This is a genomic window from Enterobacter sp. ku-bf2 (genome assembly GCF_001742765.1).
GTDB classification, from domain to species: domain Bacteria; phylum Pseudomonadota; class Gammaproteobacteria; order Enterobacterales; family Enterobacteriaceae; genus Enterobacter; species Enterobacter quasiroggenkampii.
Map to the genome: position 1 here is coordinate 397830 of NZ_MDVW01000012.1, position 24354 is coordinate 422183.

The following is a 24354-nucleotide window of genomic DNA, read 5'->3' on the forward strand; positions in this document are numbered from 1 at the left end:
CTGCGCTTATCCGGCCTGGAGATCAACGTAGGCCCGGTAAGCGTTAGCGCCACCGGGCAACAGCGTTACAGATAACTACGATTCACTGCACGTTTCAGGAACCATCGCTCATGACACAGACTTTAAGCCAGCTTGAAAACCGTGGCGCCTTCATCGAACGTCACATTGGGCCGGATGCTCAGCAACAGCAGGAGATGCTAAAGACAGTTGGCGCGGATTCATTAAACGCACTGATCGGCCAGATTGTGCCAAAAGACATCCAGCTTGCCACGCCGCCTCAGGTGGGGGAAGCCACTACGGAATTCGCCGCGCTGGCGGAGCTGAAGGCCATCGCCGGCCTGAACAAGCGCTATAAGTCTTACATTGGCATGGGCTACACCAACGTGCAGTTGCCGCCGGTGATCCTGCGCAACATGCTGGAAAACCCGGGCTGGTACACCGCCTATACGCCGTATCAGCCAGAAGTCTCCCAGGGCCGTCTGGAAGCGCTGCTGAACTTCCAGCAGGTGACGCTGGACCTGACCGGCATGGATATCGCCTCCGCTTCTCTGCTGGATGAAGCGACAGCTGCCGCCGAAGCGATGGCGATGGCTAAGCGCGTGAGCAAGCTGAAAAACGCTAACCGCTTCTTCGTGGCGGCGGACGTGCATCCTCAGACGCTGGACGTCGTGCGCACCCGTGCGGAAACCTTCGGCTTTGACGTGATTGTCGACGACGCTGACAAAGTGCTGGATCATCAGGATGTCTTTGGCGTGCTGCTGCAGCAGGTGGGCACCACCGGTGAAGTTCACGACTACGGCGCGCTGATTGCCGAGCTGAAATCCCGCAAGGTGGTTGTGAGCGTTGCCGCCGATTTTATGGCGCTGGTGCTGCTGACGGCGCCGGGCAAACAGGGCGCGGATATCGTATTCGGCTCAGCACAGCGCTTCGGCGTACCGATGGGCTACGGCGGCCCGCACGCGGCGTTCTTCGGCGCGAAAGATGAATTCAAACGTTCCATGCCTGGCCGTATTATCGGCGTCTCCAAAGATGCTGCCGGTAATACCGCGCTGCGCATGGCGATGCAGACCCGCGAGCAGCATATCCGCCGCGAGAAAGCGAACTCCAACATCTGTACCTCACAGGTGCTGCTGGCGAATATCGCCAGCCTGTACGCCGTGTTCCACGGCCCGGCTGGCCTGAAACGCATTGCCAGCCGCATTCACCGCCTGGCCGATATCCTGGCCTGCGGCCTGCAGCAAAAAGGTCTTAAGCTGCGCCATGCCCACTACTTCGACACCCTGTGCGTGGACGTGGCGGACAAAGCCGCCGTGCTGGCGCGTGCGGACGCGGCAAAGATCAACCTGCGCAGCGACATCCACAACGCCGTCGGCATTACGCTGGATGAAAGCACCACCCGCGATGATATCCTGAACCTGTTCAGCGTGCTGCTGGGTGACGCGCACGGTCTGGACATTGATGCGCTCGACAAAGAAGTTGCGCTCGACAGCCGCTCCATTCAGGACAGCATGCTGCGTAACGACGCCATCCTGACGCACCCGGTCTTTAATCGCTACCACAGTGAAACCGAGATGATGCGTTACATGCACTCTCTGGAGCGCAAGGATCTGGCGCTGAACCAGGCGATGATCCCGCTGGGATCCTGCACCATGAAGCTGAATGCCGCGGCAGAGATGATCCCGATCACCTGGCCTGAATTCTCCGAGCTGCACCCGTTCTGCCCGCCTGAGCAGGCGGAAGGTTATCACGTGATGATCAACCAGCTTTCCGACTGGCTGGTGAAGCTGACCGGCTACGACGCGCTCTGCATGCAGCCGAACTCCGGCGCGCAGGGTGAATATGCGGGCCTGCTGGCAATCCGTCACTATCACGAAAGCCGCAACGAAGGCCATCGCGATATCTGCCTGATCCCAAGCTCAGCCCACGGCACCAACCCGGCCTCTGCCCAGATGGCGGGCATGGAAGTGGTGGTGGTGGCGTGCGATAAGAACGGCAACATCGACCTGGCTGACCTGCGCGCGAAAGCCGAGCAGGCGGGCGACAGACTCTCCTGCATCATGGTGACCTATCCGTCCACCCACGGCGTGTACGAAGAGACCATCCGTGAAGTGTGCGACGTGGTGCACCAGTTCGGCGGTCAGGTATACCTCGACGGCGCAAACATGAACGCGCAGGTGGGCATTACCTCGCCGGGCTTTATCGGCGCGGACGTATCGCACCTCAACCTGCACAAAACCTTCTGCATTCCGCACGGCGGTGGCGGCCCGGGCATGGGCCCAATCGGCGTGAAAGCGCACCTGGCGCCGTTTGTGCCGGGCCACAGCGTGGTTCAGATTGAAGGCATGCTGACCCGTCAGGGCGCGGTTTCTGCGGCACCGTTCGGTAGCGCCTCTATCCTGCCAATCAGCTGGATGTATATCCGCATGATGGGCGCGGAAGGGCTGAAGCAGGCGAGCCAGGTGGCCATTCTGAACGCCAACTATATTGCGACGCGCCTGAAGTCTGCCTTCCCGGTGCTCTATACCGGCCGCGACGGTCGCGTGGCGCACGAGTGCATCCTCGATATTCGTCCGCTAAAAGAGCAGACCGGCATTAGCGAGCTGGACATTGCCAAGCGTCTGATCGACTACGGCTTCCACGCGCCTACCATGTCGTTCCCGGTTGCGGGCACGCTGATGGTGGAGCCAACGGAGTCGGAAAGTAAAGCCGAACTGGACCGCTTTATCGACGCGATGCTGGCCATCCGCATGGAGATCGACCGCGTACAGGACGGTGAGTGGACGCTGGAAGATAACCCGCTGGTTAACGCCCCGCACACCCAGCACGAGATGGTGGCGGAGTGGAACCACGGTTATTCCCGCGAGCTGGCGGTCTTCCCGGCAGGTGTGGCGAACAAGTATTGGCCGACCGTGAAGCGTCTCGATGACGTCTACGGCGACCGTAATCTGTTCTGCTCCTGCGTGCCGATGAGCGAATACCAGTAACATTGCTGATGTAGTAACGTAGGCCGGGTAAGGCGAAGCCGCCACCCGGCTTTTTTATTGGGAGAAGATAATGGCAATTGCACTGGTCACCGGCGCCAGCCGCGGCATAGGGAAGGCCACCGCGCTGCAGCTGGCTCGCGAAGGCTACACCGTGGCGGTGAACTATCATCACAACATTAACGCCGCGCAGGACGTCATCAGGCAGATTGTGGATGCGGGCGGTCAAGCCTTTGCCGTACGTGCAGACATCAGCGATGAAGCTCAGGTGCTGGCGATGTTTGACAGCCTCGATCGCGAAGGCGAGCCGCTGACCGCGCTGGTCAATAATGCGGGGATCCTGTTTGAGCAATCCACCATCGAGAATCTTTCGGCCAAGCGCATTAACCGTGTCCTGGCGACCAACGTCACGGGCTACTTCCTCTGTTGCCGGGAAGCGGTAAAACGCATGTCCTTCAAACATGGCGGCAAGGGCGGGGCGATAGTAAATGTCTCTTCCGCGGCGTCCCGTCTGGGCGCGCCGGGTGAATATGTGGATTACGCCGCGTCCAAGGGGGCGGTGGATTCGCTGACAACGGGTTTATCGCTGGAGGTCGCAGCGCAGGGCATTCGCGTTAACTGCGTCCGTCCGGGTCTGATCTATACCGATATCCATGCCTCCGGCGGAGAGCCGGGGCGAGTGGATCGCGTAAAATCGTTACTGCCGATGCAGCGCGGCGGCCAGCCGGAAGAGGTCGCCCAGGCGATTGTCTGGCTGCTGAGCGAAAAGGCGTCGTACGTAACGGGGAGTTTTATAGAGCTGGCGGGTGGGAAGTAAACCCCTCACCCTAACCCTCTCCCCAAAGGGGAGAGGGGATCAATCGTAGGCCGGTGCAAGCGTAGCGCCGCCCGGCGTTACGGCGTTAAAGTTTCTCGCCGTTGCTGGCAATCACGCCCTTATACCACTCGAAGCTCTTCTTACGGGAACGCGACATGTCGCCCGTGCCGTCGTCGTGCTTGTTCACGTAGATAAAGCCGTAGCGCTTGCTGTACTGGCCGGTGGTAAACGACACGCAGTCGATACAGCCCCATGGCGTATAGCCCATCAGATCCACGCCATCGTGGGTGACGGCCTTGATCATCTCTTCCACGTGGGCACGCAGGTAGTCGATGCGATAGTCATCGTTAATGCTGCCGTCTTCTTCTACCTTGTCGTAGGCGCCGAAGCCGTTTTCCACGATAAACAGCGGTTTCTGGTAACGCTCGTACAGTTCGCACAGGGAATAGCGCAGGCCTACCGGGTCAATCTGCCAGCCCCAGTCGGAGGCCTTCACGTGCGGGTTCGGTACGCTGCCTTCGAAACCGGAAATGGCATCGCCGGTACCGCCTTCCGCCTTCACTGCGTTGGTCATGTAGTAGCTGAAGCCTAAGTAGTCGCAGGTGCCTTCACGCAGGATCTGCTCGTCGCCCGCTTCCATTTTGATGGAGAAGCCACGGCGTTCCCACTCATTCAGGACGTAAGACGGGTAGTAACCCCGCAGCTGGACGTCGGTAAAGACGTAGCGCTCGCGCATTGATTCCTGGGCGAACATCACGTCTTCCGGTTTGCAGGAGAACGGATAGAGCGCCACCATCGCCAGCATGCAGCCGACTTTCATCTCCGGGTTGATGCGGCGCGCGGCTTTCACCGCCAGGGCGCTGGCCACAAACTGGTGGTGCAGGACCTGATACATGGTCTCTTCCGGATTTTCATGTTCGGTATAGACCACGCCCGAGCAGCAGTAGCCGAACAGCGGCGCGCGCCAGTTACGCTGGTTGTTGATTTCGTTGAAGGTCATCCAGTATTTGACCTTGTTTTTGTAGCGCTCGAAGACCACTTCCGCGAAGCGCACAAAGAAATCGACCACTTTACGGTTGGTCCAGCTACCGTACTCCTTCACCAGGTGCAGCGGCATTTCGAAGTGGGAGAGGGTGATCACCGGTTCGATGTTGTATTTCAGCAACTCATCGAACATGTCGTCGTAAAACTTCAGCCCTTCTTCGTTTGGCTGCGTTTCGTCACCGTTCGGGAAGATACGCGTCCAGGCAATCGAGGTGCGGAAACACTTGAAGCCCATCTCGGCAAAAAGCTTAATGTCTTCTTTGTAATGGCCGTGGAAATCAATCGCCTCATGATTGGGATAATATTTCCCCGGCACCACGTCCTGCGTGATTTCGCGCGGTACGCCGTGTGCGCCGCCGGTTAATACGTCGCAAATGCTTGGCCCTTTGCCGCCTTTGTTCCAGCCGCCTTCAACCTGGTGAGCGGCAACCGCGCCACCCCATAAAAAATCTTTTGGTAAGGTCAATTTTTTCATCGCTGCTATTCTCAATAAATGGCTTATTGGCATCGAGTCTAGCAAAGCGAAATTAAATGTCACGATATAACAAATTGGGCATAATGTGATTTGTTACATCAAAAAAACAGGATGTTTTATTCTGCAAGTTTCTTCGCCAGCTTACGGCCGAGAGATTCCAGAATATAGATGACGGGAATTTGCGTGGTGATATCGTAGACGCCTGCAATACGCGTCTGGGGAACGTGCCAGGAGAGATTAAAGTCGGCCAGTTTTGCGAGACGCGAGTGCTCGTGGCTGGTAATGGAGAGCACCTTGCAGTGATGCAGGCTAAACTGGCTGGCGAAGCGCAGGATCTCCTCGGTCTCACCCGAGACGGAGAGCACAATCGCCAGCGCATTTTTCGCCATGTCATTGGTGACCGGAAAATAAGGGTCATCAATATGGTTACTGAATTTTCCGATATTAGAAAAGAAACGTGCGCCATATTTTGCCAGCGAGCCTGACGTTCCTGCGCCGACAAATATAATGCGTTCCGACGATAAAATAATATCGACCGCACTATCTAATAACGCGTCGAACTCTTCATTATTTACGCTTTTAAAGAAGCTGATAATTTCGCTGGCGCCGAAGTTCGCCTGCTGGGGCTCGTTCTGTTCAAGATAAAGCTTAAAGCGTACGCGAAACTCCGAGTAGCCTTCGCAGTTAAGCTTGCGGCAAAAGCGCAGGATAGTGGTCGTCGAGACACCCGCCGCATCCGCCAGCTCGCGGATGGTCATGTACATGACTTTGTCACGGTTTTTAATGACATAGTTGTAGACCATCATCTCCAGGTTATTGAGACTGGCAATGGCGGAGTGGGTAAACATACTCACAATGGCATAACTCTTATTCAGACCTCATGTATCCATCATAACATGCGGCCAGACGGCAGGATCCTTTTTTATGCTCTTGATTCTTAATGGTTAAATTTTAATGTGAACAAATGTTAGGTGAAAAATTCATTTATGCCTATGATTTTTAGGTATAAATCCTGAAGTGAAATTATTTTAGCTAACAGGTGTTCACTGGAATAATTCTCAGTTAGCATAGTGATGCGATGAATAATCATCTTTTGTTTTCCCGGAGTTTTGTATGGTGAGTAGACCATTAATCGCACAGGGATATTCGCTGGCTGAGGAAATAGCCAACAGCATCAGCCACGGCATTGGCCTGGTGTTTGGGATTGTCGGTTTAGTGTTATTGCTGGTGCAGGCGGTCGATGCCAATGCCAGCGCAATGGCTATTACCAGCTACAGCCTGTATGGCGGGAGCATGATCCTGCTATTTCTGGCCTCGACGCTGTATCACGCGATCCCGCATCAGCGGGCCAAGATGTGGCTCAAGAAGTTTGACCACTGCGCTATCTACCTTCTTATTGCAGGCACCTACACGCCGTTTCTGCTGGTGGGGCTCAACTCACCGCTGTCGCGCGGCCTGATGATTGTTATCTGGAGCCTGGCGCTGCTCGGGATCCTGTTTAAGCTCACCATCGCGCACCGGTTTAAGGTGCTGTCGCTGGTCACCTATCTGACCATGGGCTGGCTGTCGCTGATCGTGGTGTACCAGCTGGCAATCAAACTGTCGATAGGGGGCGTCACGCTTCTGGCCTTAGGCGGCGTGGTGTATTCGCTCGGCGTCATTTTCTACGTCTGCAAGCGTATTCCGTACAACCATGCCATCTGGCACGGCTTTGTGCTGGGCGGCAGCGTGTGCCACTTTTTGGCGATTTATTTGTATGTGGGGCAGGCGTAGTTTTTTGTCGGGTGGCGGCTTCGCCTTACCCGACCTACGGGATAAGTAGGCCCGGTAAGCGCAGGGCCACCGGGCGATACAGCATCACTCTTCCAGTGAATAGGGCAGAGGCTCGATGCTCAGTGTGTTCACATCGTCACGCACGCGGAACACGCTGTCCGCTTCCATGTCGTTGTTCATAACGGCCTGCACCAGAAGACGTCCATCATCCAGCTGTACGGCGGCTAATACGGTGCCGGTACGGCGCCAGTTTTCACCCATCTTCAGCTCTAAATCTTCACCTGCTTCAGGTACGCGGCTGGCATGGCCCGCCAGCGTCCACAGCGCGCGTTTGTTTGCCCCGCGGAATTTCGCACGTGCGACCATCTCCTGGCCGGTGTAGCAGCCTTTTTTAAAGCTGATGCCGCCCAGCGCCTGCAGGTTCGTTGCCTGAGGAATAAACTGCGCGCTGTTTGCGGCGTCAATGATCGGCAGACCCGCTTCGATGTTCAGCGCCAGCCACTGCTGACTGTTGTTAAGCTGCGCTTCGCCGCGCAGCGCCTCGGTGACGCGCTCGGCGGTTTCAGCATCGGTGACTAACAGAAAACGCTCTGCCGGGTGTTCAAACCACAGGATAGAGGTAGCGCCTTCGCTGACGAGCTGCTTTTCGGCATCCGGCAGTTCGCTGAACAGATTTTTCAGCGCCGCACGCGCCTGGAAGCCTGCCACACCCAGCAGGACATGTTCGTCGTCCGGGGCGATAGTGACTTTGGAGAAGACCGCGTATTTTTTCAGCTCTTTGAGCTGGGCGTCACGCAGGCTGCGGCGCTCAATAAAGGCAAAACCGTCCTGACGGCGGAACAGACGCAGGTTGCTCCACATTTTGCCTTTTGGGTCGCAATGGGCGGCCAGCAGGTGCTGGTGTTCGGTCATCTGACTGACGTCGGCGGTCACCTGGCCCTGCAGATATTTTTCGGCGTCGGCACCGGTGAGCGTCGCCAGCGCCCAGTCATCAAGAGAAATAAGCGTCAGCGGCAGACGCGCAGAGGCGGCGGGCTGGCGAGGAGAAAATGGTGTAAAGGCCATAACGATATCCTGAATTGCTTAACGCTTTGATAATGCCTAATGGTAAAAGAGCCTGCAGGCAATGCAAGCGCTTTCAACAGGCCATTTGTGCCATAAACCGGTTGTGCGTAATACCACGCAAAATAATGTAATCCGCTGTCTTTGTAGGGATTATTCTGGAAGCCTGCTCGTCGATCGCAATATTCCAGTAATGAAACGCTCAAAAACACGTTACACTAGCTGGTGTCCCCGTAGAGAAATAAAGAACACTGAATGGGGTACCGACTGTGCCAAACGTAATGCAGGAAACTGAAAATGGATATTAACAACAAGGCCCGTATTCACTGGGCGTGCCGTCGCGGCATGCGTGAACTTGATATTTCCATCATGCCTTTCTTCGAATATGAGTATGACACCTTAAGCGACGATGATAAGCGTCTGTTTGTTCGCCTGCTTGAGTCTGACGATCCGGATTTATTCAACTGGCTGATGAACCACGGCAAACCCGCCGACACCGAGTTGCAACGGATGGTGCAATTAATTCAAACACGGAATCGGGAACGTGGTCCTGTGGCAATCTGATCTTCGCGTCTCGTGGCGCTCGCAGTGGATGTCTTTGTTGCTCCACGGCCTGGTTGCGGCCTTTGTGTTACTGATGCCGTGGCCGCTGAGCTATACGCCGCTGTGGCTGCTGTTACTCTCGTTTGTCGTTTTTGACAGCGTACGCAGTCAGCGTCGCATTAATGCCCGTCAGGGAGAGATCAAGCTACTGATGGATTCCCGCCTGCGCTGGCAGGGAAAAGAGTGGGATATTCTCGGTATGCCCTGGATGCTCAACTGCGGCATGATGTTACGGTTACGCAAGGTGGACGGCGGGCGTTGCCAGCATCTTTGGCTGGCGGCTGACAGTATGGATGCTGCCGAGTGGCGAGACCTGCGCCGGATGCTGTTGCAACAGACGACGCAGGGGTAATGCGCGTTAGCTAAACTTTTCTGCCATTTCGCCCAGAATCTGCTCGCACCAGTTTTGCAGGCGTTCATCGCTAAGATCGTACTGGTTGGTTTCATCCAGCGCGAGCCCAACAAACAGCTCGCCGTCGGCAATAATTGGCTTTTTACTGGTGAACTCGTAACCTTCGGTTGGCCAGTAGCCGATGAAAGACACCCCTTTCGGTGCCAGCTTGTCGTGCAGCATGCCGAGCGCGTCCAGGAACCACTCCCCGTAACCCAGCTGATCTCCCATCCCGTACATGGCAACAATCTTGCCGTCGAGATTGACTGAATCGAGTTGATCCCAGATGGCTTCCCAGTCTTCCTGTATCTCACCAAAATCCCAGGTTGGGATGCCGAGGATCAGCACATCGTACTGTTCCATCAGCGCGACCGCGTCATCTTTCAGGTTATGCAACGTCACCAGTTCCGGGCCAATGATGTCGCGAATTTTCTCTGCCGCCATTTCGGTGTAGCAGGTGCTGGAACCATAGAACAGACCAATATTCATCGCGTAACTATCTCAATTCTTGCGTTGACTTTGCGCGTAGTGTACCAGAAACCGGTCACAATCAGGCATAATGACCTGACTGCAGAATCAAAGGGGCTGATGTGGAAAAGGATCTCGCACTCGTTGAACAGTTTCTCGACGCGCTGTGGCTGGAAAAAAATCTGGCCGAGAATACGCTCAGCGCCTATCGGCGCGATCTTACCATGCTGGTGGAGTGGCTGGCCCGTCGGCAGCTCTCGCTGGCGAGCGCGCAAAGCGACGACCTGCAGGCGCTGCTCGGTGAACGTGTCGAAGGGGGCTACAAAGCGACCAGTTCTGCGCGCTTGCTCAGCGCCATGCGTCGGCTGTTCCAGCATCTCTACCGTGAGAAGATCCGCGAAGACGATCCCAGCGCGCTGCTGGCATCCCCTAAGCTCCCGCAGCGGCTGCCGAAAGATCTCAGCGAAGCACAAGTTGAGAGATTATTACAGTCACCGGCAGTTGACCTGCCGCTGGAGTTACGCGATAAAGCCATGCTTGAGCTATTGTATGCTACCGGCCTGCGCGTTTCGGAACTGGTTGGCCTGACGATGAGCGACATCAGCCTGCGTCAGGGCGTGGTGCGCGTCATCGGTAAAGGAAACAAGGAAAGGCTGGTTCCGCTGGGCGAAGAGGCGGTTTACTGGCTGGAAACGTATCTGGAGCACGGTCGCCCGTGGCTGCTCAACGGCGCGTCTATCGACGTTCTGTTTCCGAGCCAGCGCGCACAGCAGATGACGCGGCAAACGTTCTGGCATCGCATCAAGCATTACGCCACACTGGCCGGTATCGACAGTGAAAAGCTTTCGCCGCACGTATTGCGTCATGCCTTCGCGACGCATCTGCTCAACCACGGCGCGGATTTACGCGTGGTGCAGATGCTGCTGGGACATAGCGATCTTTCCACGACGCAAATTTACACCCATGTCGCGACGGAACGCCTGCGGCAGCTACACCAACAGCACCACCCTCGTGCGTGAGTGCCGACGAATTGTAACAGGATCAACTATGAAAAAGAGTTTCGCGCTGTTCACCCTGCTGGCAGCCTCCTTTACCGGTTTCGCCCATGCTGACGACGCCGCTATCAAACAGTCGCTCGCTAAGCTTGGCGTCACCGGCAGCGATATTCAGCCAGCACCGGTCGCCGGAATGAAAACGGTACTGACCAACAGCGGCGTGTTGTACGTCACCGAAGACGGCAAACACATTATTCAGGGGCCAATGTACGACGTGAGCGGCGCACAGCCGGTCAACGTGACCAACCAGCTGCTGATGAAAAACCTGAACGCGCTCGAAAAAGAGATGATCGTTTATAAGGCGGCGCAGGAAAAACACGTCATTACCGTCTTCACCGACATCACCTGCGGCTACTGCCACAAGCTGCATGAAGAGATGAAAGATTACAACGCGCTGGGTATTACCGTGCGCTATCTGGCCTTCCCGCGCGCGGGCGTACAGAGCCAGCCAGAGCAGGACATGAAGGCCATCTGGTGTGCGAAAGACCGCAACAAAGCCTTTGATGATGCGATGAGCGGAAAAGAGGTTAAGCCAGCCTCCTGCGATATCGACATTGCTAACCACTACGCGCTGGGCGTGCAGTTTGGCGTGAGCGGTACGCCAGCAATTGTCCTGAGCAACGGGTATGTCGTTCCGGGCTATCAGGGACCAAAAGAGATGAAAGAGTTCCTCGACGCGCACCAGAAACAGGTTAGTGGTAAATAATCCGCGTGAAAGCCCCGATAAAATTGCGCCGCCGCGAGGCGGTTGAACCGGTTGATTTACCGGACGATCTCCCGCCGCTGCTGAAGCGCCTCTACGCCAGCCGCGGCGTGCGTCGCGCTGAAGATCTGGAACGCAGCGTGAAAGGGATGCTGCCCTGGCAGCAGCTGAACGGCATCGAAAAAGCCACTGAAATGCTCTACCACGCCCTGCGTGAGGGCACGCGCATCGTGGTGGTAGGGGATTTCGACGCCGATGGCGCCACCAGCACCGCGCTGAGCGTGCTCAGCCTGCGCGCGCTGGGCTGCGATAACGTCACGTATCTGGTGCCGAACCGTTTTGAAGACGGCTACGGACTCAGCCCGGAAGTGGTCGATCAGGCCCACGCTCGCGGTGCGCAGATGATCATGACCGTCGATAACGGGATCTCTTCCCATGCGGGGGTCGATCATGCCCACGCGCTGGGGATCCCGGTGCTGGTTACCGATCACCATCTCCCCGGTGAAACGCTCCCTGCCGCCGAGGCGATTATTAACCCCAATCTGCGCGACTGCGATTTTCCGTCGAAATCCCTTGCGGGCGTAGGCGTGGCGTTTTATCTGATGCTGGCGCTGCGTACCCTGTTACGCGACAAGGGCTGGTTCGAATCCCGCGGTATTGCCGTACCGAACCTGGCCGAATATCTCGATCTGGTGGCACTGGGTACCGTCGCTGACGTGGTCCCGCTCGATACCAATAACCGTATTTTGACCTGGCAGGGCTTAAGCCGTATCCGGGCAGGCAAGTGCCGCCCGGGGATCAAGGCGCTGCTGGAAATCGCCAACCGCGACCCGCTCAAGCTGGCGGCAAGCGATTTGGGCTTTGCCCTTGGGCCGCGCCTGAACGCGGCCGGAAGACTGGACGATATGTCCGTTGGCGTCGCGCTGCTGCTGTGCGACAACATTGGTGAAGCGCGCGTGCTGGCCAACGAGCTGGACGCCCTGAACCAGACACGTAAAGAGATTGAGCAGGGGATGCAGGCCGAAGCGCTGACCCTGTGTGAAAAACTGGAGCGCAGCGGCGATACGCTGCCGGGCGGCCTGGCGATGTACCATCCCGAGTGGCATCAGGGCGTGGTCGGCATTCTGGCGTCGCGCATCAAAGAGCGCTTCCACCGCCCGGTGATCGCCTTCGCCCCCGCGGGCGACGGCACGCTGAAAGGCTCTGGCCGCTCGATTCAGGGTCTGCACATGCGCGACGCGCTGGAGCGTCTCGATACGCTGTATCCGGGCCTGATGATCAAGTTCGGCGGCCATGCGATGGCGGCAGGCCTGTCGCTGGAAGAGGCGAAATTCGACGAGTTTCAGCGCCTCTTCGGCGAGCTGGTTACCGACTGGATTGACCCGGCCCTGCTGCAGGGTGAAGTGGTGTCCGATGGCGAGCTTTCACCACTTGAGATGACGATGGACGTGGCGCAAATGCTCCGCGATGCCGGTCCATGGGGGCAGATGTTCCCGGAGCCGCTATTCGACGGCCGTTTCCGCCTGCTGCAGCAGCGCATCGTCGGCGAGCGTCATCTGAAGGTGATGGTGGAACCGGTCGGCGGCGGCCCGCTGCTGGACGGCATTGCCTTTAACGTTGACACGACGGTGTGGCCGGACAACGGCGTGCGCGAGGTCGAGCTGGCGTACAAACTGGACATCAACGAGTTTCGCGGTAACCGCACCCTTCAGATCATCATCGACAATATCTGGCCAATTTAGCGGCAGTAATCTCTATAAAAAAGGGCGTGGATTCGGTACAATCCCGCTCTTATCACCGCATTTTGACAAGTCCATAAAAGAAAACAGACCATGTTTGAAATTAATCCGGTAAAAAACCGTATTCAGGACCTCACGGAGCGCTCTGACGTTCTTAGGGGGTATCTTTGACTACGATGCCAAGAAAGAGCGTCTTGAAGAAGTAAACGCCGAGCTGGAACAGCCGGACGTCTGGAACGAACCTGAACGCGCACAGGCGCTGGGTAAAGAGCGTTCCTCTCTCGAAGCTATCGTAGATACGCTGGATCAAATGGCCCAGGGGCTGGAAGATGTTTCCGGTTTGCTGGAGCTGGCCGTCGAAGCCGACGACGAAGAAACCTTTAACGAAGCCGTAGCAGAACTCGACGTGCTGGAAGAGAAGCTGGCGCAGCTTGAATTCCGTCGCATGTTCTCCGGCGAATACGACAGCGCTGACTGCTATCTCGATATTCAGGCAGGTTCTGGCGGTACCGAAGCGCAGGACTGGGCCAGCATGCTGATGCGTATGTATCTGCGCTGGGCCGAAGCGCGCGGCTTTAAAACTGAAATTATCGAAGAGTCTGAAGGTGAAGTGGCCGGTATTAAATCCGTCACCATCAAGATCATCGGTGATTACGCCTACGGCTGGCTGCGTACTGAAACCGGCGTTCACCGCCTGGTGCGTAAGAGCCCGTTCGACTCCGGCGGCCGTCGTCATACCTCCTTCAGCTCCGCGTTTGTTTACCCGGAAGTTGATGAAGATATCGATATCGAAATTAACCCGGCGGACCTGCGTATCGACGTTTATCGCGCATCCGGCGCGGGCGGCCAGCACGTTAACCGTACGGAATCGGCGGTGCGTATTACCCACATTCCAACCGGGCTGGTAACGCAATGCCAGAACGACCGTTCCCAGCATAAGAACAAAGACCAGGCCATGAAGCAGATGAAAGCGAAGCTTTATGAGCTGGAGATGCAGAAGAAAAATGCTGAGAAACAGGCGATGGAAGACAACAAGTCTGACATCGGCTGGGGCAGCCAGATCCGTTCTTACGTCCTTGATGACTCCCGCATCAAAGACCTGCGTACCGGGGTTGAAACCCGTAACACGCAGGCGGTGCTGGACGGCAGCCTGGACCAATTTATCGAAGCAAGTTTGAAAGCAGGGTTATGAGGAACCAACATGTCTGAACAACAAGCACAGGGCGCTGACGCGGTAGTCGATCTTAACAACGAACTGAAAACCCGCCGCGAGAAGCTGGCAGCGCTGCGCGAGCAGGGCGTGCCGTTCCCGAACGATTTTCGTCGTGACCACACCTCAGACCAACTGCACGCTGACTTCGACGCGAAAGAGAACGAAGAGCTGGAAGCGCTGAACGTTGAAGTAGCCGTTGCGGGCCGCATGATGACCCGTCGTATCATGGGTAAAGCCTCCTTCGTGACCCTGCAGGACGTTGGCGGCCGTATCCAGCTGTACGTTTCCCGTGACGATCTGCCGGAAGGCATCTACAACGAGCAGTTCAAGAAGTGGGACCTGGGCGATATCCTGGGCGCGAAAGGTAAACTGTTCAAAACCAAGACCGGTGAACTGTCTATCCACTGCACCGAGCTGCGTCTGCTGACCAAAGCCCTGCGCCCGCTGCCGGACAAATTCCACGGCCTGCAGGATCAGGAAGCGCGCTATCGTCAGCGCTACCTGGATCTCATCTCTAACGATGAATCCCGCAAGACCTTCAAAATTCGCTCCCAGATCATGGCCGGTATCCGCCAGTTCATGGTGAACCGCGACTTTATGGAAGTGGAAACCCCGATGATGCAGGTGATCCCTGGCGGCGCGTCTGCGCGTCCGTTCATCACCCATCACAACGCCCTGGACCTGGACATGTACCTGCGTATCGCGCCGGAACTGTACCTGAAGCGTCTGGTGGTTGGTGGTTTTGACCGCGTGTTCGAGATCAACCGTAACTTCCGTAACGAAGGGATCTCCGTTCGTCATAACCCAGAGTTCACCATGATGGAACTCTATATGGCGTATGCGGATTACAAAGATCTGATCGAGCTGACCGAATCCCTGTTCCGTACGCTGGCGCAGGATATTCTGGGCACCACGCAGGTCCCTTACGGTGAAGAAGTCTTCGACTTCGGCAAGCCGTTCGAAAAACTGACCATGCGCGAAGCGATTAAGAAGTACCGTCCGGAAACCAATATGGCCGATCTGGATAACTTCGATTCTGCGAAAGCGATCGCCGAAAGCATCGGTATCAAGGTAGAGAAGAGCTGGGGTCTGGGCCGTATCGTGACCGAGATCTTCGAAGAAGTGGCCGAAGCGCACCTGATTCAGCCGACCTTCATTACCGAGTATCCGGCTGAAGTCTCTCCGCTGGCGCGTCGTAATGACCAGAACCCGGAGATCACTGACCGCTTCGAATTCTTCATCGGCGGCCGTGAAATCGGCAACGGCTTTAGCGAGCTGAACGATGCGGAAGACCAGGCTCAGCGCTTCCAGGATCAGGTTGATGCGAAAGCGGCAGGCGACGACGAAGCGATGTTCTTCGACGAAGACTACGTGACCGCGCTGGAGCACGGCCTGCCACCAACGGCGGGTCTGGGTATTGGTATCGACCGTATGGTGATGCTGTTCACCAACAGCCACACCATCCGTGACGTGATCCTGTTCCCGGCGATGCGCCCGGTGAAGTAAGGCGTTAAGATGTAAAAAAAAGCCCCGAAAGGGGCTTTTTTATTGCTCTGCGAAGGCTTTGAGTTTTTCGCGGGCGGTTGTCGCTTCCATGACCATCCACGGGCTAAAGGCCCAAGGCGTCGCGTCCAGCGCGCGGAATAGCGCGTCCAGCTCAACCCACTGATAGTCCATCACTTCATCTTCGTTTATCGTCACATCATTGGTGATGCGGGCGGCGAATACCGGGCAAATTTCGTTTTCCACGATCCCGGACGGGTCGGTTTCCCGATAGCGAAATTCAGGGGCGACGGCGGTGATATCGGTCAGTTCTGCGCCTACTTCAAAGCGGCAGCGGCGGATTATCGCCTGGACTGTTTCTTCACCTGACTGCGGGTGGCCGCACACGGAGTTGGTCCAGACGCCGGGCCAGGCTTTTTTGCTTAAGGCGCGTCGGGTGATCAGACATTCCCCTTTTGCGTTAAAAAGCCAGGAAGAGAACGCCAGATGCAGCGGGGTATGTAACGTGTGCGCGGCATACTTTTCCTGAGTGCCAATCACCATTCCCTGGTCGTTTACCAAAATAACGTGTTCTTGAATACTCATTGATGCTCCAGTGCCAAAATGCCGAGTGGTTCAGCACCATCAGCCGAAGCATTATACTGCATTCTTATACGAACGGTTTGGCTCGTAGAGCGGAAAAGGGCATGACCCCTGTTCGTTTTGGCTGTTATCATAGTGCGCCATTCACGCTGACCGAGGATCTGTTTTGTTTGCAGGAAGCCTGACGAGAAAACCCCTTACCGCTATTTTTTGCCTGACGCTGACGCTATTACTGGCGGGTTGTTCAGGGAGCAAATCTTCGGATACGGGAAGCTATTCCGGTTCGGTCTACACCGTCAAACGCGGGGACACCCTGTACCGGATTTCGCGCGCAACGGGCACCAGCGTGAAGGATCTGGCGCGGCTGAATAATCTCTCTCCGCCCTACACCATCGAGGTGGGGCAGCAGCTGAAGGTTAGCGGCGGTTCGTCCTCGGGCAAAAAGTCCTCTTCGAAAGGCAAAACCGCCAAAGTGACGCCGTCCTATCAGGTGCCGCAATCGTCATGGCCGCCGGTTGGACAGCGCTGCTGGATTTGGCCTGCCAGCGGTAAAGTGGTCGCCCCTTACTCACTCTCTGAAGGTGGCAACAAGGGTATTGATATCGCCGCTGCGCGCGGTACGCCGGTTTATGCCTCCGGTGCCGGGAAGGTGGTTTATGTGGGTAACCAGCTGCGCGGCTACGGTAACCTGATCATGATTAAGCATGGCGAAGACTACATCACGGCCTATGCGCACAACGACACGATGCTGGTCAACAACGGGCAGAACGTCAAAGCCGGACAGAAGATTGCCACCATGGGCAGCACCGGTACGGACTCAGTGAAGCTGCATTTCCAGATCCGCTATAAGGCGACGGCCATCGATCCGCAGCGCTATCTTCCTGCGCCCGGCAGCAAACCGAAGTGCTAAGTGATTATTTAATCGCCGGTTAGTTGTGAAGAGGCTTGTATGAAGGTGCGTAAGGTCTATAATGCCTTACGCACCTCAAAGCGGGCGTAGTTCAATGGTAGAACGAGAGCTTCCCAAGCTCTATACGAGGGTTCGATTCCCTTCGCCCGCTCCAGCTTCAACTCTTCTGAAGACTTCCAAACTTAACTTTCACTCGATAAACCAGCGGTTACAGCGTTTTAAGAGTCTCTTACATATGAAATATTTCCGCTCTGGAATATTTCTCGATTAAAGATCCAAACTGTCACCCGATTGGTTTTCCTGTCACCATCATTTCTTTCCTGATTATAAGCATCCAAATAACAACATCATAAAATTGCCGGACAACTACCTTTGTGAGATCCGACTTTCCTGCATAGAGCACTTTTCCGGAAGTGTACTTCGGTGAGGTAATGTGCAAAGCGGCAACTGTTGCTTAGGGCCAGAGTCGTCATCAGAGGGGAGAATTACCGCTAACTCCCTGTTAAAACTGATTTATACGGGGTAAATGGTAATCGCTTCACGAAAATGTAGCAGTGTGGATATTAAGGATCCGAAACCGGCAGAAATCGGATCTGTATGAGAAGATAAAGTAACTAATACTATTGAAGCAATAAATGTCAGTTATTGATGCCTTGATTACATTATTAACCTAAAGGCAATAATGATCATTTTCTGTTGCAGTAATCAGTACGCTGGAAAAAACAACCACCCCTCCCAAACGTAACCACTAAAATGCGCTTCGGTTTCAGATCAAATATTGTTTAACCCGTGACGAAAATAAAATAAAGCCGGGACGTGATAGCCTGCTACAGGACGTACGGGAACTGCGGGATAGATGCTACCGCTGTGCGAGCTGGTGGCCGCCTGACGGCTACCGATGAACACATGGAGGCGCAGTGAAAGGGGCCCTGGAAGAAAATCGCACATTGCAGGCCGGACAGCTGAGCTTGGCCCGGGGGGAGCCGAAAGGCGGGAAGATGATGAAATGAACCCTGAACTCCGTCGCCGAACCTATGTTCCCACGATAATAAGTGATATAGTCACAATATTATGCACATCCACGTTACGATAACCGCTGCACCATCCTTGATGGGCGTTACTGCAGTTATGTTTGTACCAGATTATTTGATATTACTGCAATAAAAAGACGGCAGGAAGTTTCGACCAAACACATATCCGTTAGGGTATTGGGGATAGATATAAAAAACACCCTGATTACCCTTACCAGACCAAATTTCCGGAAGTAACGGTGCCAGAAGAGTATCACTGGCGGTATCTTGCGCCATTTTCCTAATGGATTTTACCTGTGCAGTGACTAAACTGGCTTTCCTCTGGTAATCTAATTCGATGTCTCGACTGACTATGCCGATATCCGTGCCGTTATCTGAGAGGCGTCCCCTCATGATTATGACTCCCCTGCCATCATCCAGTATATATTTAAGATGTAACGATAGTAACATGCTCTTACGGTAAATATTCATTCCTGCATAACAGAGCACTCCCTCATATCTGGCATATATAATTTTTTTAAAATGGAATACGGTCGCGAAGCCGGAAGCAAAAGCAGCTAACAAAATTAAGAGGATTATTATTTTTCCTGAACGGCGTCCAGATAAAAATTGGTTAAACACTCTTTGCCCTCCTGGAAATTTTTATCGCACTTGATGACAGAATGCATACCGATTGAGTTACGCCCAGCAAAATATATCTTCTCATCACGTGTGCACTCTATTTTTTTTTGCCTGAAGAAAAATTGAACTTGTTCAGGAACATAATTGTAATCTTCGGCCAGAACTGGACATTCACTTTTCATGTACGTTAACTGATGATACCGTTCGAAATATCCACCTGATGGTGTCTTCATGACTGAAGCTGCAAGCCCGCCTAAAACAACGCCAGCAAAAATCCAGAGCGCTACAGACAACCATAAACTCCCTCGCATTTTATAGTCTGTTTTCTCTGGAGCCTGAACACTTTCATCAAAAAGGGATGTATTATTTTTTTTTGATTCGTAATGAGAAAGTTCTCCCGAAACAACCATTTCCCCCTTAATAATGCATACTGAATTCTCAATCGACAGACCACGACGATATCTCGTTTTTATAATATTATCGAGACCCAGATGCGAAAATCCTTTCCGGACTGTAAGTATCGTCTGGTAAAACGTATGTTCGGTTGCAATAACACCTTTTCGCCCCCATACACTTTCCAGAAATTCGTCTTTAGGAACAATATCTCCTTGCCTTTCGATTAATATTAAAAGGCATTCTGATGCCGTGCTTAGAAGTTTTACGCTCTCCTCCCCGTGTAAGGATGTCAATAAGCTTTGCTCCGGATAAAAGTACACCGATTTTTCAATAAGAACTATCTCTTTTTTTTTATCCTTAACCAATTTTTCAGTCATTTTTTATGCACCTTGCTCGTTAAAGTAATCTTAGTTGAAACATCATCCTGTTTCCACAAAATCAACAGCAATAAAATCAAGGAGTTATACGAGGGTGGGTTTTGTGCATGTAAATAATAATCATTTAAAAGATATGTTTTAAATTAATGTATTGAAATCTCATGCAGAACCCAAATAAAACTCATAAAAAAAATTATTATTGTTGATTTTAATCAATGAAAAGTTATTGGTAACATTAATTCAGATTATTCTAGGTAAAAGTGAGATACCGAGTAATTTGGTTCATTTTATCTGGGGTTATCATTATAGCTGCGATTTCAAATCTGGCTAATAATAGTTTTTAAGATCATTAAAACAGAGCACGAAGAAATGAGAGTCATTACAGGAATATCTGCATTATTTTTGATGAGCTGGTCAGCCAGTTCTGCTCCTTTGTATTTCAATTCATCTGAGGTGACTGAAGACGGTACATGGGACTGGGAAAACAAAGGATACATCATAGGTGGTGGTGATGGTCAAAGTGGCGAGCTTATTTTAAAAGGAACTTCAACTTATAATCATTCCTTCAGTGTTGGAGTTGATGGTGGAAAGGGTTCATTAACCATAGCCGAAAATGCAAAAAATCTTAACAGCGATAATACCTTTAAAGTAGGCACCGTTTCAGAAGGTAATAATTCTGTAAATGATACAACAGGGGTTTTAAACCTAACAGGCCCAAATATTGGCCCCTTAACCTCTCTTGGTTTACATGTAGGAAGCAGTGATATACGTGACTGGAATAATAAACGCGATAGTCAGGTGAACGGCGTTTTAAATATTAGGGATGGTGCTATTCTGAATGTGGGGAAACCGGTGCTTTTCTCCGATAATAAGATTTTTGTCGGAACGGGTAATAACAGCAATACTGGTGTAATAACTGTTACCGGCCCTGGGAGTGAACTAAATGCAATAAACAACGATCCATCTTTCGGGGATTATGTGGAAAATGGCTCCATGTATCTTGGCTATATAGGTAGAGGTATACTGAATATTTTTGATGGCGGTAAAGTGTCAGCTGGAAGAATAAGCGCATCGACGATAATCGATCGCGATGAAGCTATTGCAAACCTCCTTCCGCCGTCTGCTGAAATCAACGTCTCTGGCGCAGGCAGTAAGCTTATCGTCCGGAGCCTGATGTCACTGGCATCCGATATCATGGACACTTTCCCTGCGATTGACGTTAAAGTGAACATGAAAGGTGCAGGCTCTGCTGTACTCAATATAGAGAATGATGCCGACGTTATATTTGAAGGCAAAGCCAATACTGATAAAGATGGATTTGAAAATCTGGTTTCTGGACTATTCATGGCCAGCAGCGAGGGCGCATCGGCAACAGTAAATCTCAATAAAAACGGTTTTATGACTATAGCTAACAGTAACTTGTCACCTGAAGAAGATGCAATTAAAGCAGGGGACGGTTATTACGCTTTCAATCTGAATGGCGGGACGCTCCGTGTTAATGACTGCAAATATTGTGATAACCGGCTAAGTACAAAAGTAAACATGAATGTTCTTTCTGAGTCTGTACTCGAAGCTGGTGAAGCAAAAGAAATGTATCTTAACGGTTCATTATCCGGTAAGGGGGGTATCGTTAAGTCAGGTGATGGTCTGGTGGCATTATCAGGTAAAAACAGCTATTCCGGTGGAACCCGGGTTGAAGGCGGAGAACTACGTTCAGACGATGATGATGCATTCGTTAATCATACCTTCTATACGGTAAATGCCGGGAAACTGAATCTTAATAACCATGATTTAACGATGGCGCAACTGTCAGGGAAAGGTGGTGTTGTAGACATAACAGAAGCCAGTCTCGTTATCGATCAGGCTTTCGACAGTCTCTATGCTGGGGTTTTCGAAGGAAAAGGGCAGGCAGAAAAAACAGGCGCATCGACATTATACCTCAGTGGTGACAGCACAAATTATAACGGTTCGTTCTCTGTCACCGGAGGAGGTGTGGACTCTTCCGTCGCTCTGGGAGGGCATATTTCCATACATAATAGTGGAACATTATCTGCTGAAGGATATCTGGGGGATACCGAAGTCAGAAATGGAGGAACCCTCAGGGTCAGCAGCTATCATTCCGACAAGGATACGCCTGCTCAGCTCATTATAGACAGAAAGCTGATAAATAAGGGAAATATTATTCTTGGCAGAAGCGGGGATATTTCTAAAAACCAGGTAGGCAACGAGCTTCTTGTCTCTGGCGACTATACGGGTGATCAAGGTCATATCTATTTCAATTCCGTACTGGGCGATGACAGTTCGCCGACAGACAGAATGATAGTCAGCGGTGACACATCCGGCACTACTTATGTTCATGTGAATAACATTGGCGGGAAAGGGGGGTATACCACCCGGGGAATCGAACTCATCACTGTTGGGGGACAGTCCAGCGGCGAGTTCGTGAAGAAAGGCCGTATTGTGGGTGGAGCATATGAGTATTACTTGAGTCGTGGGAAAGGAGCAGACTACAGTAACTGGTATCTTGTCAACACTAAACCTGTTACAGAGCCTGAACCGAAACCAGAACCAGAGCCGATGCCAGAACCGGGACAGGAACCTGTTATTCGTCCGGAAGGTAGTGAGTATGCATCAAATCTTTTGGCCGCCAATACACTATTTGTGCACAGATTACATGATCGACTGGGTGAGACCCATTATGTTGATGCACTAACAGGCGAAGAGAAAGTAACAAGTATGTGGTTACGGAATATTGGTGGACACACCAGGTTTAAGGACAGTTCAGGACAGTTAAAGACGCAGGCTAACAGGTATGTTATGCAAATGGGTGGTGACGTTGCTCAATGGAGTAGTAATGCTGCAAATCGCTTCCATCTTGGCATCATGGGGGGGTATGCCAACCAAAAAAGCAATACCCGGAGTAGTCAAAGTGGTTACAAGGCTGATGGCAGTGTTAATGGCTACAGTGCCGGAGTGTACGGGACCTGGCTCCAGGATAATGTCGAGAAAACAGGAGGATATGTTGATACTTGGTTGCTCTACAATTGGTTCAATAACTCCGTAAGTGGAGAGAAACTCGCAGCGGAACGCTATAAATCTGACGGCTTCACAGCATCTGTCGAAGCGGGCTATACCTGGAAAACTGGCGAGAAGAATACCCGCGAAAGCTACTATGTTCAGTCTGTGGCGCAACTGACATGGATGGGTGTAAAAAGTGATGAACATCGTGAATCTAACGGAACTCGGGTGAGTGCAGAAGGTGATGGAAATATACAGTCCCGCCTTGGTATGAGAGCATACATTAAAGGTCACAGTTTAATCGATGAAGGTAAAAATCGTGTCTTTGAACCTTTTGTGGAAACTAACTGGATCCATAATACAAAGACTTTCGGCACACGTATGGACGGCGTCAGCGTTAAGATAGCGGGTACGCGAAATATTGGAGAGTTAAAAGCAGGAGTCGAGGGGCAAATTAATCCAAATATCAATCTGTGGGGGAACGTGGCCCAGCAGATTGGCGATAAAGGTTACAGTGATACCCAGGCCATGATAGGATTTAAATATCTCTTCTAATTATTGGCTTAAACTAGCCCATACATTATGGATAAACAAGGTGGTTACTTTTTTTGTAATCACCTGATTTTCATCATATTCCCATGGCCCTCTTTATTTTACCTCTCTGGTCATATGATATGACAAAAAATTGCCATTAGTACAATCAGGAGTTGGTGTGAATAATATTAGCGTCCATACTAAAACCAGTTATGTATACCGTGCATTAACACAAATTATAAACAACTCATCATCAGCACCCTGTAATGATGAAAAGTTAATTATTATGGCTTTTGAAGAACCATGGATTACGTTACAGGACTTTATTAGTATTCAACAATGTCAAATTCACCCTACATTGGTGATAGCAAAAAACACACAATCAATTTTCTCGCTGCTATACTTAAATCTGAAAAAATATATTACGAAGATATTGATGCTGATATTAGGCAATTAACAGTGGTTGTTAGTAAATTCCTGAAAAACGTTCATATTAATGTTGGTGCGCGCAACAACAAAAAAAAGCCCCAGTTGACCATTAAAGAGCACCGGATAATATCACTTTATACCTCAGGTTTTTCTGTGCCTGATATATCGCAACTCCTAAACATATCCATAAAACAAATATATAATATCAAAACTAACTTTATGCACAAAGTTGGTTTATGTTCTGATGCCGGGCTGATACATTATCGGGAAATAGTCATGTATTATTGCAAACCTGCAGAGCTTATAAGTTATTGTTATTAAAAATAAATGCATCCTTGTTCCATGGTTCGCCTCGACGATGCTGAAGCTCTTCGGCAAGCAGAGCGTGCGGATTCTTAAGGCGTGACTCTGCCTGCTTCTCGCGCAGTAGACGCAGCGCGTCATGCATTACCTTACTCTGGGTACGGCACTGGGTTCAATCAGGGAATCGATAAACCCACCCAGCTGATTACTGACCTCCATCGACACTATCGACCGAATTATCAAGAATCAGTTCCCCCGCTATTAATAAAAGTATCTCCTGTCCAGCCTGTTTTTCCGGTGAGCGGGTCATTAATGCCCCTCCTGAC

At 52.4% G+C, this 24354-nt stretch carries 19 protein-coding genes and 1 tRNA gene; 13 read left to right on the top strand and 7 right to left on the bottom strand.

Features of this window, described 5'->3' with window-relative positions; all coding sequences use genetic code 11:
- Positions 1–110 precede the first annotated feature (110 nt).
- Positions 111–2984 (top strand): aminomethyl-transferring glycine dehydrogenase, encoded by a 2874-nt coding sequence (gene gcvP, locus BFG58_RS14255; RefSeq protein ID WP_048029111.1) that lies wholly within the window; start codon positions 111–113, stop codon positions 2982–2984.
- 70 nt (positions 2985–3054) lie between these two features.
- Positions 3055–3798 (top strand): SDR family oxidoreductase, encoded by a 744-nt coding sequence (locus BFG58_RS14260; protein ID WP_069719991.1) that lies wholly within the window; start codon positions 3055–3057, stop codon positions 3796–3798.
- Between the two features lie 85 nt (positions 3799–3883).
- Here the strand turns inward: BFG58_RS14260 and bglA are convergent, their stop codons facing one another.
- The gene (gene bglA, locus BFG58_RS14265) at positions 3884–5317 is read right to left on the bottom strand and encodes a 6-phospho-beta-glucosidase BglA (protein WP_069719992.1); all 1434 of its coding nucleotides are present in this window, start codon (positions 5315–5317) and stop codon (positions 3884–3886) included.
- Positions 5318–5433: 116 nt separating this feature from the next.
- Positions 5434–6165 carry a MurR/RpiR family transcriptional regulator gene (locus BFG58_RS14270; protein ID WP_021242053.1) on the bottom strand — a complete coding sequence of 244 codons (732 nt, stop codon included), beginning with the start codon at positions 6163–6165 and terminating at the stop codon, positions 5434–5436.
- Between the two features lie 265 nt (positions 6166–6430).
- Here BFG58_RS14270 and BFG58_RS14280 point away from each other — a divergent pair, with 265 nt between their 5' ends.
- The gene (locus tag BFG58_RS14280; protein WP_045335239.1) at positions 6431–7090 is read left to right on the top strand and encodes a hemolysin III family protein; all 660 of its coding nucleotides are present in this window, start codon (positions 6431–6433) and stop codon (positions 7088–7090) included.
- An 84-nt stretch (positions 7091–7174) separates the two neighbouring features.
- On the opposite strand, the gene ygfZ is transcribed toward BFG58_RS14280, so the two are convergent.
- Positions 7175–8155 (bottom strand): tRNA-modifying protein YgfZ, encoded by a 981-nt coding sequence (gene ygfZ / locus BFG58_RS14285; protein WP_045909913.1) that lies wholly within the window; start codon positions 8153–8155, stop codon positions 7175–7177.
- 294 nt (positions 8156–8449) lie between these two features.
- Between ygfZ and sdhE the strand changes: the two genes are divergently transcribed.
- Both sdhE and BFG58_RS14295 read left to right on the top strand, forming a co-directional pair.
- Positions 8450–8716: an FAD assembly factor SdhE gene (gene sdhE / locus BFG58_RS14290; RefSeq protein ID WP_006178375.1), complete on the top strand. Its 267-nt coding sequence runs from the start codon at positions 8450–8452 to the stop codon at positions 8714–8716.
- Positions 8697–9107, top strand: a complete 411-nt coding sequence (locus BFG58_RS14295) for a protein YgfX (protein ID WP_021242050.1) — start codon at positions 8697–8699, stop codon at positions 9105–9107. The genes sdhE and BFG58_RS14295 overlap by 20 nt, the downstream gene beginning before the upstream one ends.
- Before the next feature lie 6 nt (positions 9108–9113).
- Here the strand turns inward: BFG58_RS14295 and fldB are convergent, their stop codons facing one another.
- Entirely contained in the window at positions 9114–9635 is a 522-nt protein-coding gene (gene fldB / locus BFG58_RS14300; RefSeq protein WP_045909912.1) for a flavodoxin FldB, read from the bottom strand.
- Between the two features lie 101 nt (positions 9636–9736).
- Here fldB and xerD point away from each other — a divergent pair, with 101 nt between their 5' ends.
- The 5 genes from xerD (at position 9737) to lysS (ending at position 15830) form a co-directional block, all read left to right on the top strand.
- On the top strand, positions 9737–10633 hold the full coding sequence (gene xerD / locus BFG58_RS14305; RefSeq protein WP_008499709.1) for a site-specific tyrosine recombinase XerD: 897 nt from the start codon (positions 9737–9739) through the stop codon (positions 10631–10633).
- A 28-nt stretch (positions 10634–10661) separates the two neighbouring features.
- On the top strand, positions 10662–11375 hold the full coding sequence (gene dsbC / locus BFG58_RS14310) for a bifunctional protein-disulfide isomerase/oxidoreductase DsbC (RefSeq protein WP_023333302.1): 714 nt from the start codon (positions 10662–10664) through the stop codon (positions 11373–11375).
- 5 nt (positions 11376–11380) lie between these two features.
- Positions 11381–13114 (top strand): single-stranded-DNA-specific exonuclease RecJ, encoded by a 1734-nt coding sequence (gene recJ, locus BFG58_RS14315; RefSeq protein WP_069719994.1) that lies wholly within the window; start codon positions 11381–11383, stop codon positions 13112–13114.
- 90 nt (positions 13115–13204) lie between these two features.
- Positions 13205–14303 (top strand): peptide chain release factor 2 gene (gene prfB / locus BFG58_RS14320; RefSeq protein ID WP_095908218.1). Its coding sequence is split into 2 segments (ribosomal slippage): positions 13205–13279 and positions 13281–14303, totalling 1098 coding nucleotides; the frame shifts between segments, so codons are not numbered across the junction.
- A 9-nt stretch (positions 14304–14312) separates the two neighbouring features.
- A complete protein-coding gene (gene lysS, locus BFG58_RS14325; RefSeq protein ID WP_021242046.1) occupies positions 14313–15830 on the top strand; it encodes a lysine--tRNA ligase in 1518 nt (505 codons plus the stop codon).
- Between the two features lie 39 nt (positions 15831–15869).
- Here lysS and idi read toward each other — a convergent pair whose 3' ends face one another.
- Complete coding sequence (gene idi, locus BFG58_RS14330) at positions 15870–16412, bottom strand: isopentenyl-diphosphate Delta-isomerase (protein ID WP_069719995.1); 543 nt, start codon at positions 16410–16412, stop codon at positions 15870–15872.
- A gap of 163 nt (positions 16413–16575) precedes the next feature.
- Here idi and actS point away from each other — a divergent pair, with 163 nt between their 5' ends.
- On the top strand, positions 16576–17319 hold the full coding sequence (gene actS / locus BFG58_RS14335) for an amidase activator ActS (RefSeq protein WP_023294504.1): 744 nt from the start codon (positions 16576–16578) through the stop codon (positions 17317–17319).
- A gap of 80 nt (positions 17320–17399) precedes the next feature.
- Positions 17400–17473 (top strand) — tRNA-Gly (locus tag BFG58_RS14340).
- A 988-nt stretch (positions 17474–18461) separates the two neighbouring features.
- On the opposite strand, the gene BFG58_RS14345 is transcribed toward BFG58_RS14340, so the two are convergent.
- The gene (locus BFG58_RS14345; protein ID WP_139125312.1) at positions 18462–18971 is read right to left on the bottom strand and encodes a hypothetical protein; all 510 of its coding nucleotides are present in this window, start codon (positions 18969–18971) and stop codon (positions 18462–18464) included.
- Complete coding sequence (locus tag BFG58_RS14350) at positions 18929–19744, bottom strand: winged helix-turn-helix domain-containing protein (protein WP_069719997.1); 816 nt, start codon at positions 19742–19744, stop codon at positions 18929–18931. The genes BFG58_RS14345 and BFG58_RS14350 overlap by 43 nt, the downstream gene beginning before the upstream one ends.
- 369 nt (positions 19745–20113) lie before the next feature.
- On the opposite strand from BFG58_RS14350, the gene BFG58_RS14355 reads away from it, so the two are divergent.
- A complete protein-coding gene (locus BFG58_RS14355) occupies positions 20114–23317 on the top strand; it encodes an autotransporter outer membrane beta-barrel domain-containing protein (RefSeq protein ID WP_069719998.1) in 3204 nt (1067 codons plus the stop codon).
- Positions 23318–24354: the final 1037 nt, after the last annotated feature.

Excerpts from the sequence above, each read along its gene's own strand:
- sdhE (WP_006178375.1), top strand. The coding sequence starts at position 8,450 with ATGGATATTAACAACAAGGCCCGTATTCACTGGGCGTGCCGTCGCGGC.
- BFG58_RS14350 (WP_069719997.1), bottom strand. The coding sequence starts at position 19,744 with ATGACTGAAAAATTGGTTAAGGATAAAAAAAAAGAGATAGTTCTTATT.
- bglA (WP_069719992.1), bottom strand. The coding sequence starts at position 5,317 with ATGAAAAAATTGACCTTACCAAAAGATTTTTTATGGGGTGGCGCGGTT.
- BFG58_RS14260 (WP_069719991.1), top strand. The coding sequence starts at position 3,055 with ATGGCAATTGCACTGGTCACCGGCGCCAGCCGCGGCATAGGGAAGGCC.
- gcvP (WP_048029111.1), top strand. The coding sequence starts at position 111 with ATGACACAGACTTTAAGCCAGCTTGAAAACCGTGGCGCCTTCATCGAA.
- BFG58_RS14280 (WP_045335239.1), top strand. The coding sequence starts at position 6,431 with ATGGTGAGTAGACCATTAATCGCACAGGGATATTCGCTGGCTGAGGAA.
- BFG58_RS14355 (WP_069719998.1), top strand. The coding sequence starts at position 20,114 with ATGAGAGTCATTACAGGAATATCTGCATTATTTTTGATGAGCTGGTCA.
- lysS (WP_021242046.1), top strand. The coding sequence starts at position 14,313 with ATGTCTGAACAACAAGCACAGGGCGCTGACGCGGTAGTCGATCTTAAC.
- ygfZ (WP_045909913.1), bottom strand. The coding sequence starts at position 8,155 with ATGGCCTTTACACCATTTTCTCCTCGCCAGCCCGCCGCCTCTGCGCGT.
- idi (WP_069719995.1), bottom strand. The coding sequence starts at position 16,412 with ATGAGTATTCAAGAACACGTTATTTTGGTAAACGACCAGGGAATGGTG.
- fldB (WP_045909912.1), bottom strand. The coding sequence starts at position 9,635 with ATGAATATTGGTCTGTTCTATGGTTCCAGCACCTGCTACACCGAAATG.
- dsbC (WP_023333302.1), top strand. The coding sequence starts at position 10,662 with ATGAAAAAGAGTTTCGCGCTGTTCACCCTGCTGGCAGCCTCCTTTACC.
- BFG58_RS14270 (WP_021242053.1), bottom strand. The coding sequence starts at position 6,165 with ATGTTTACCCACTCCGCCATTGCCAGTCTCAATAACCTGGAGATGATG.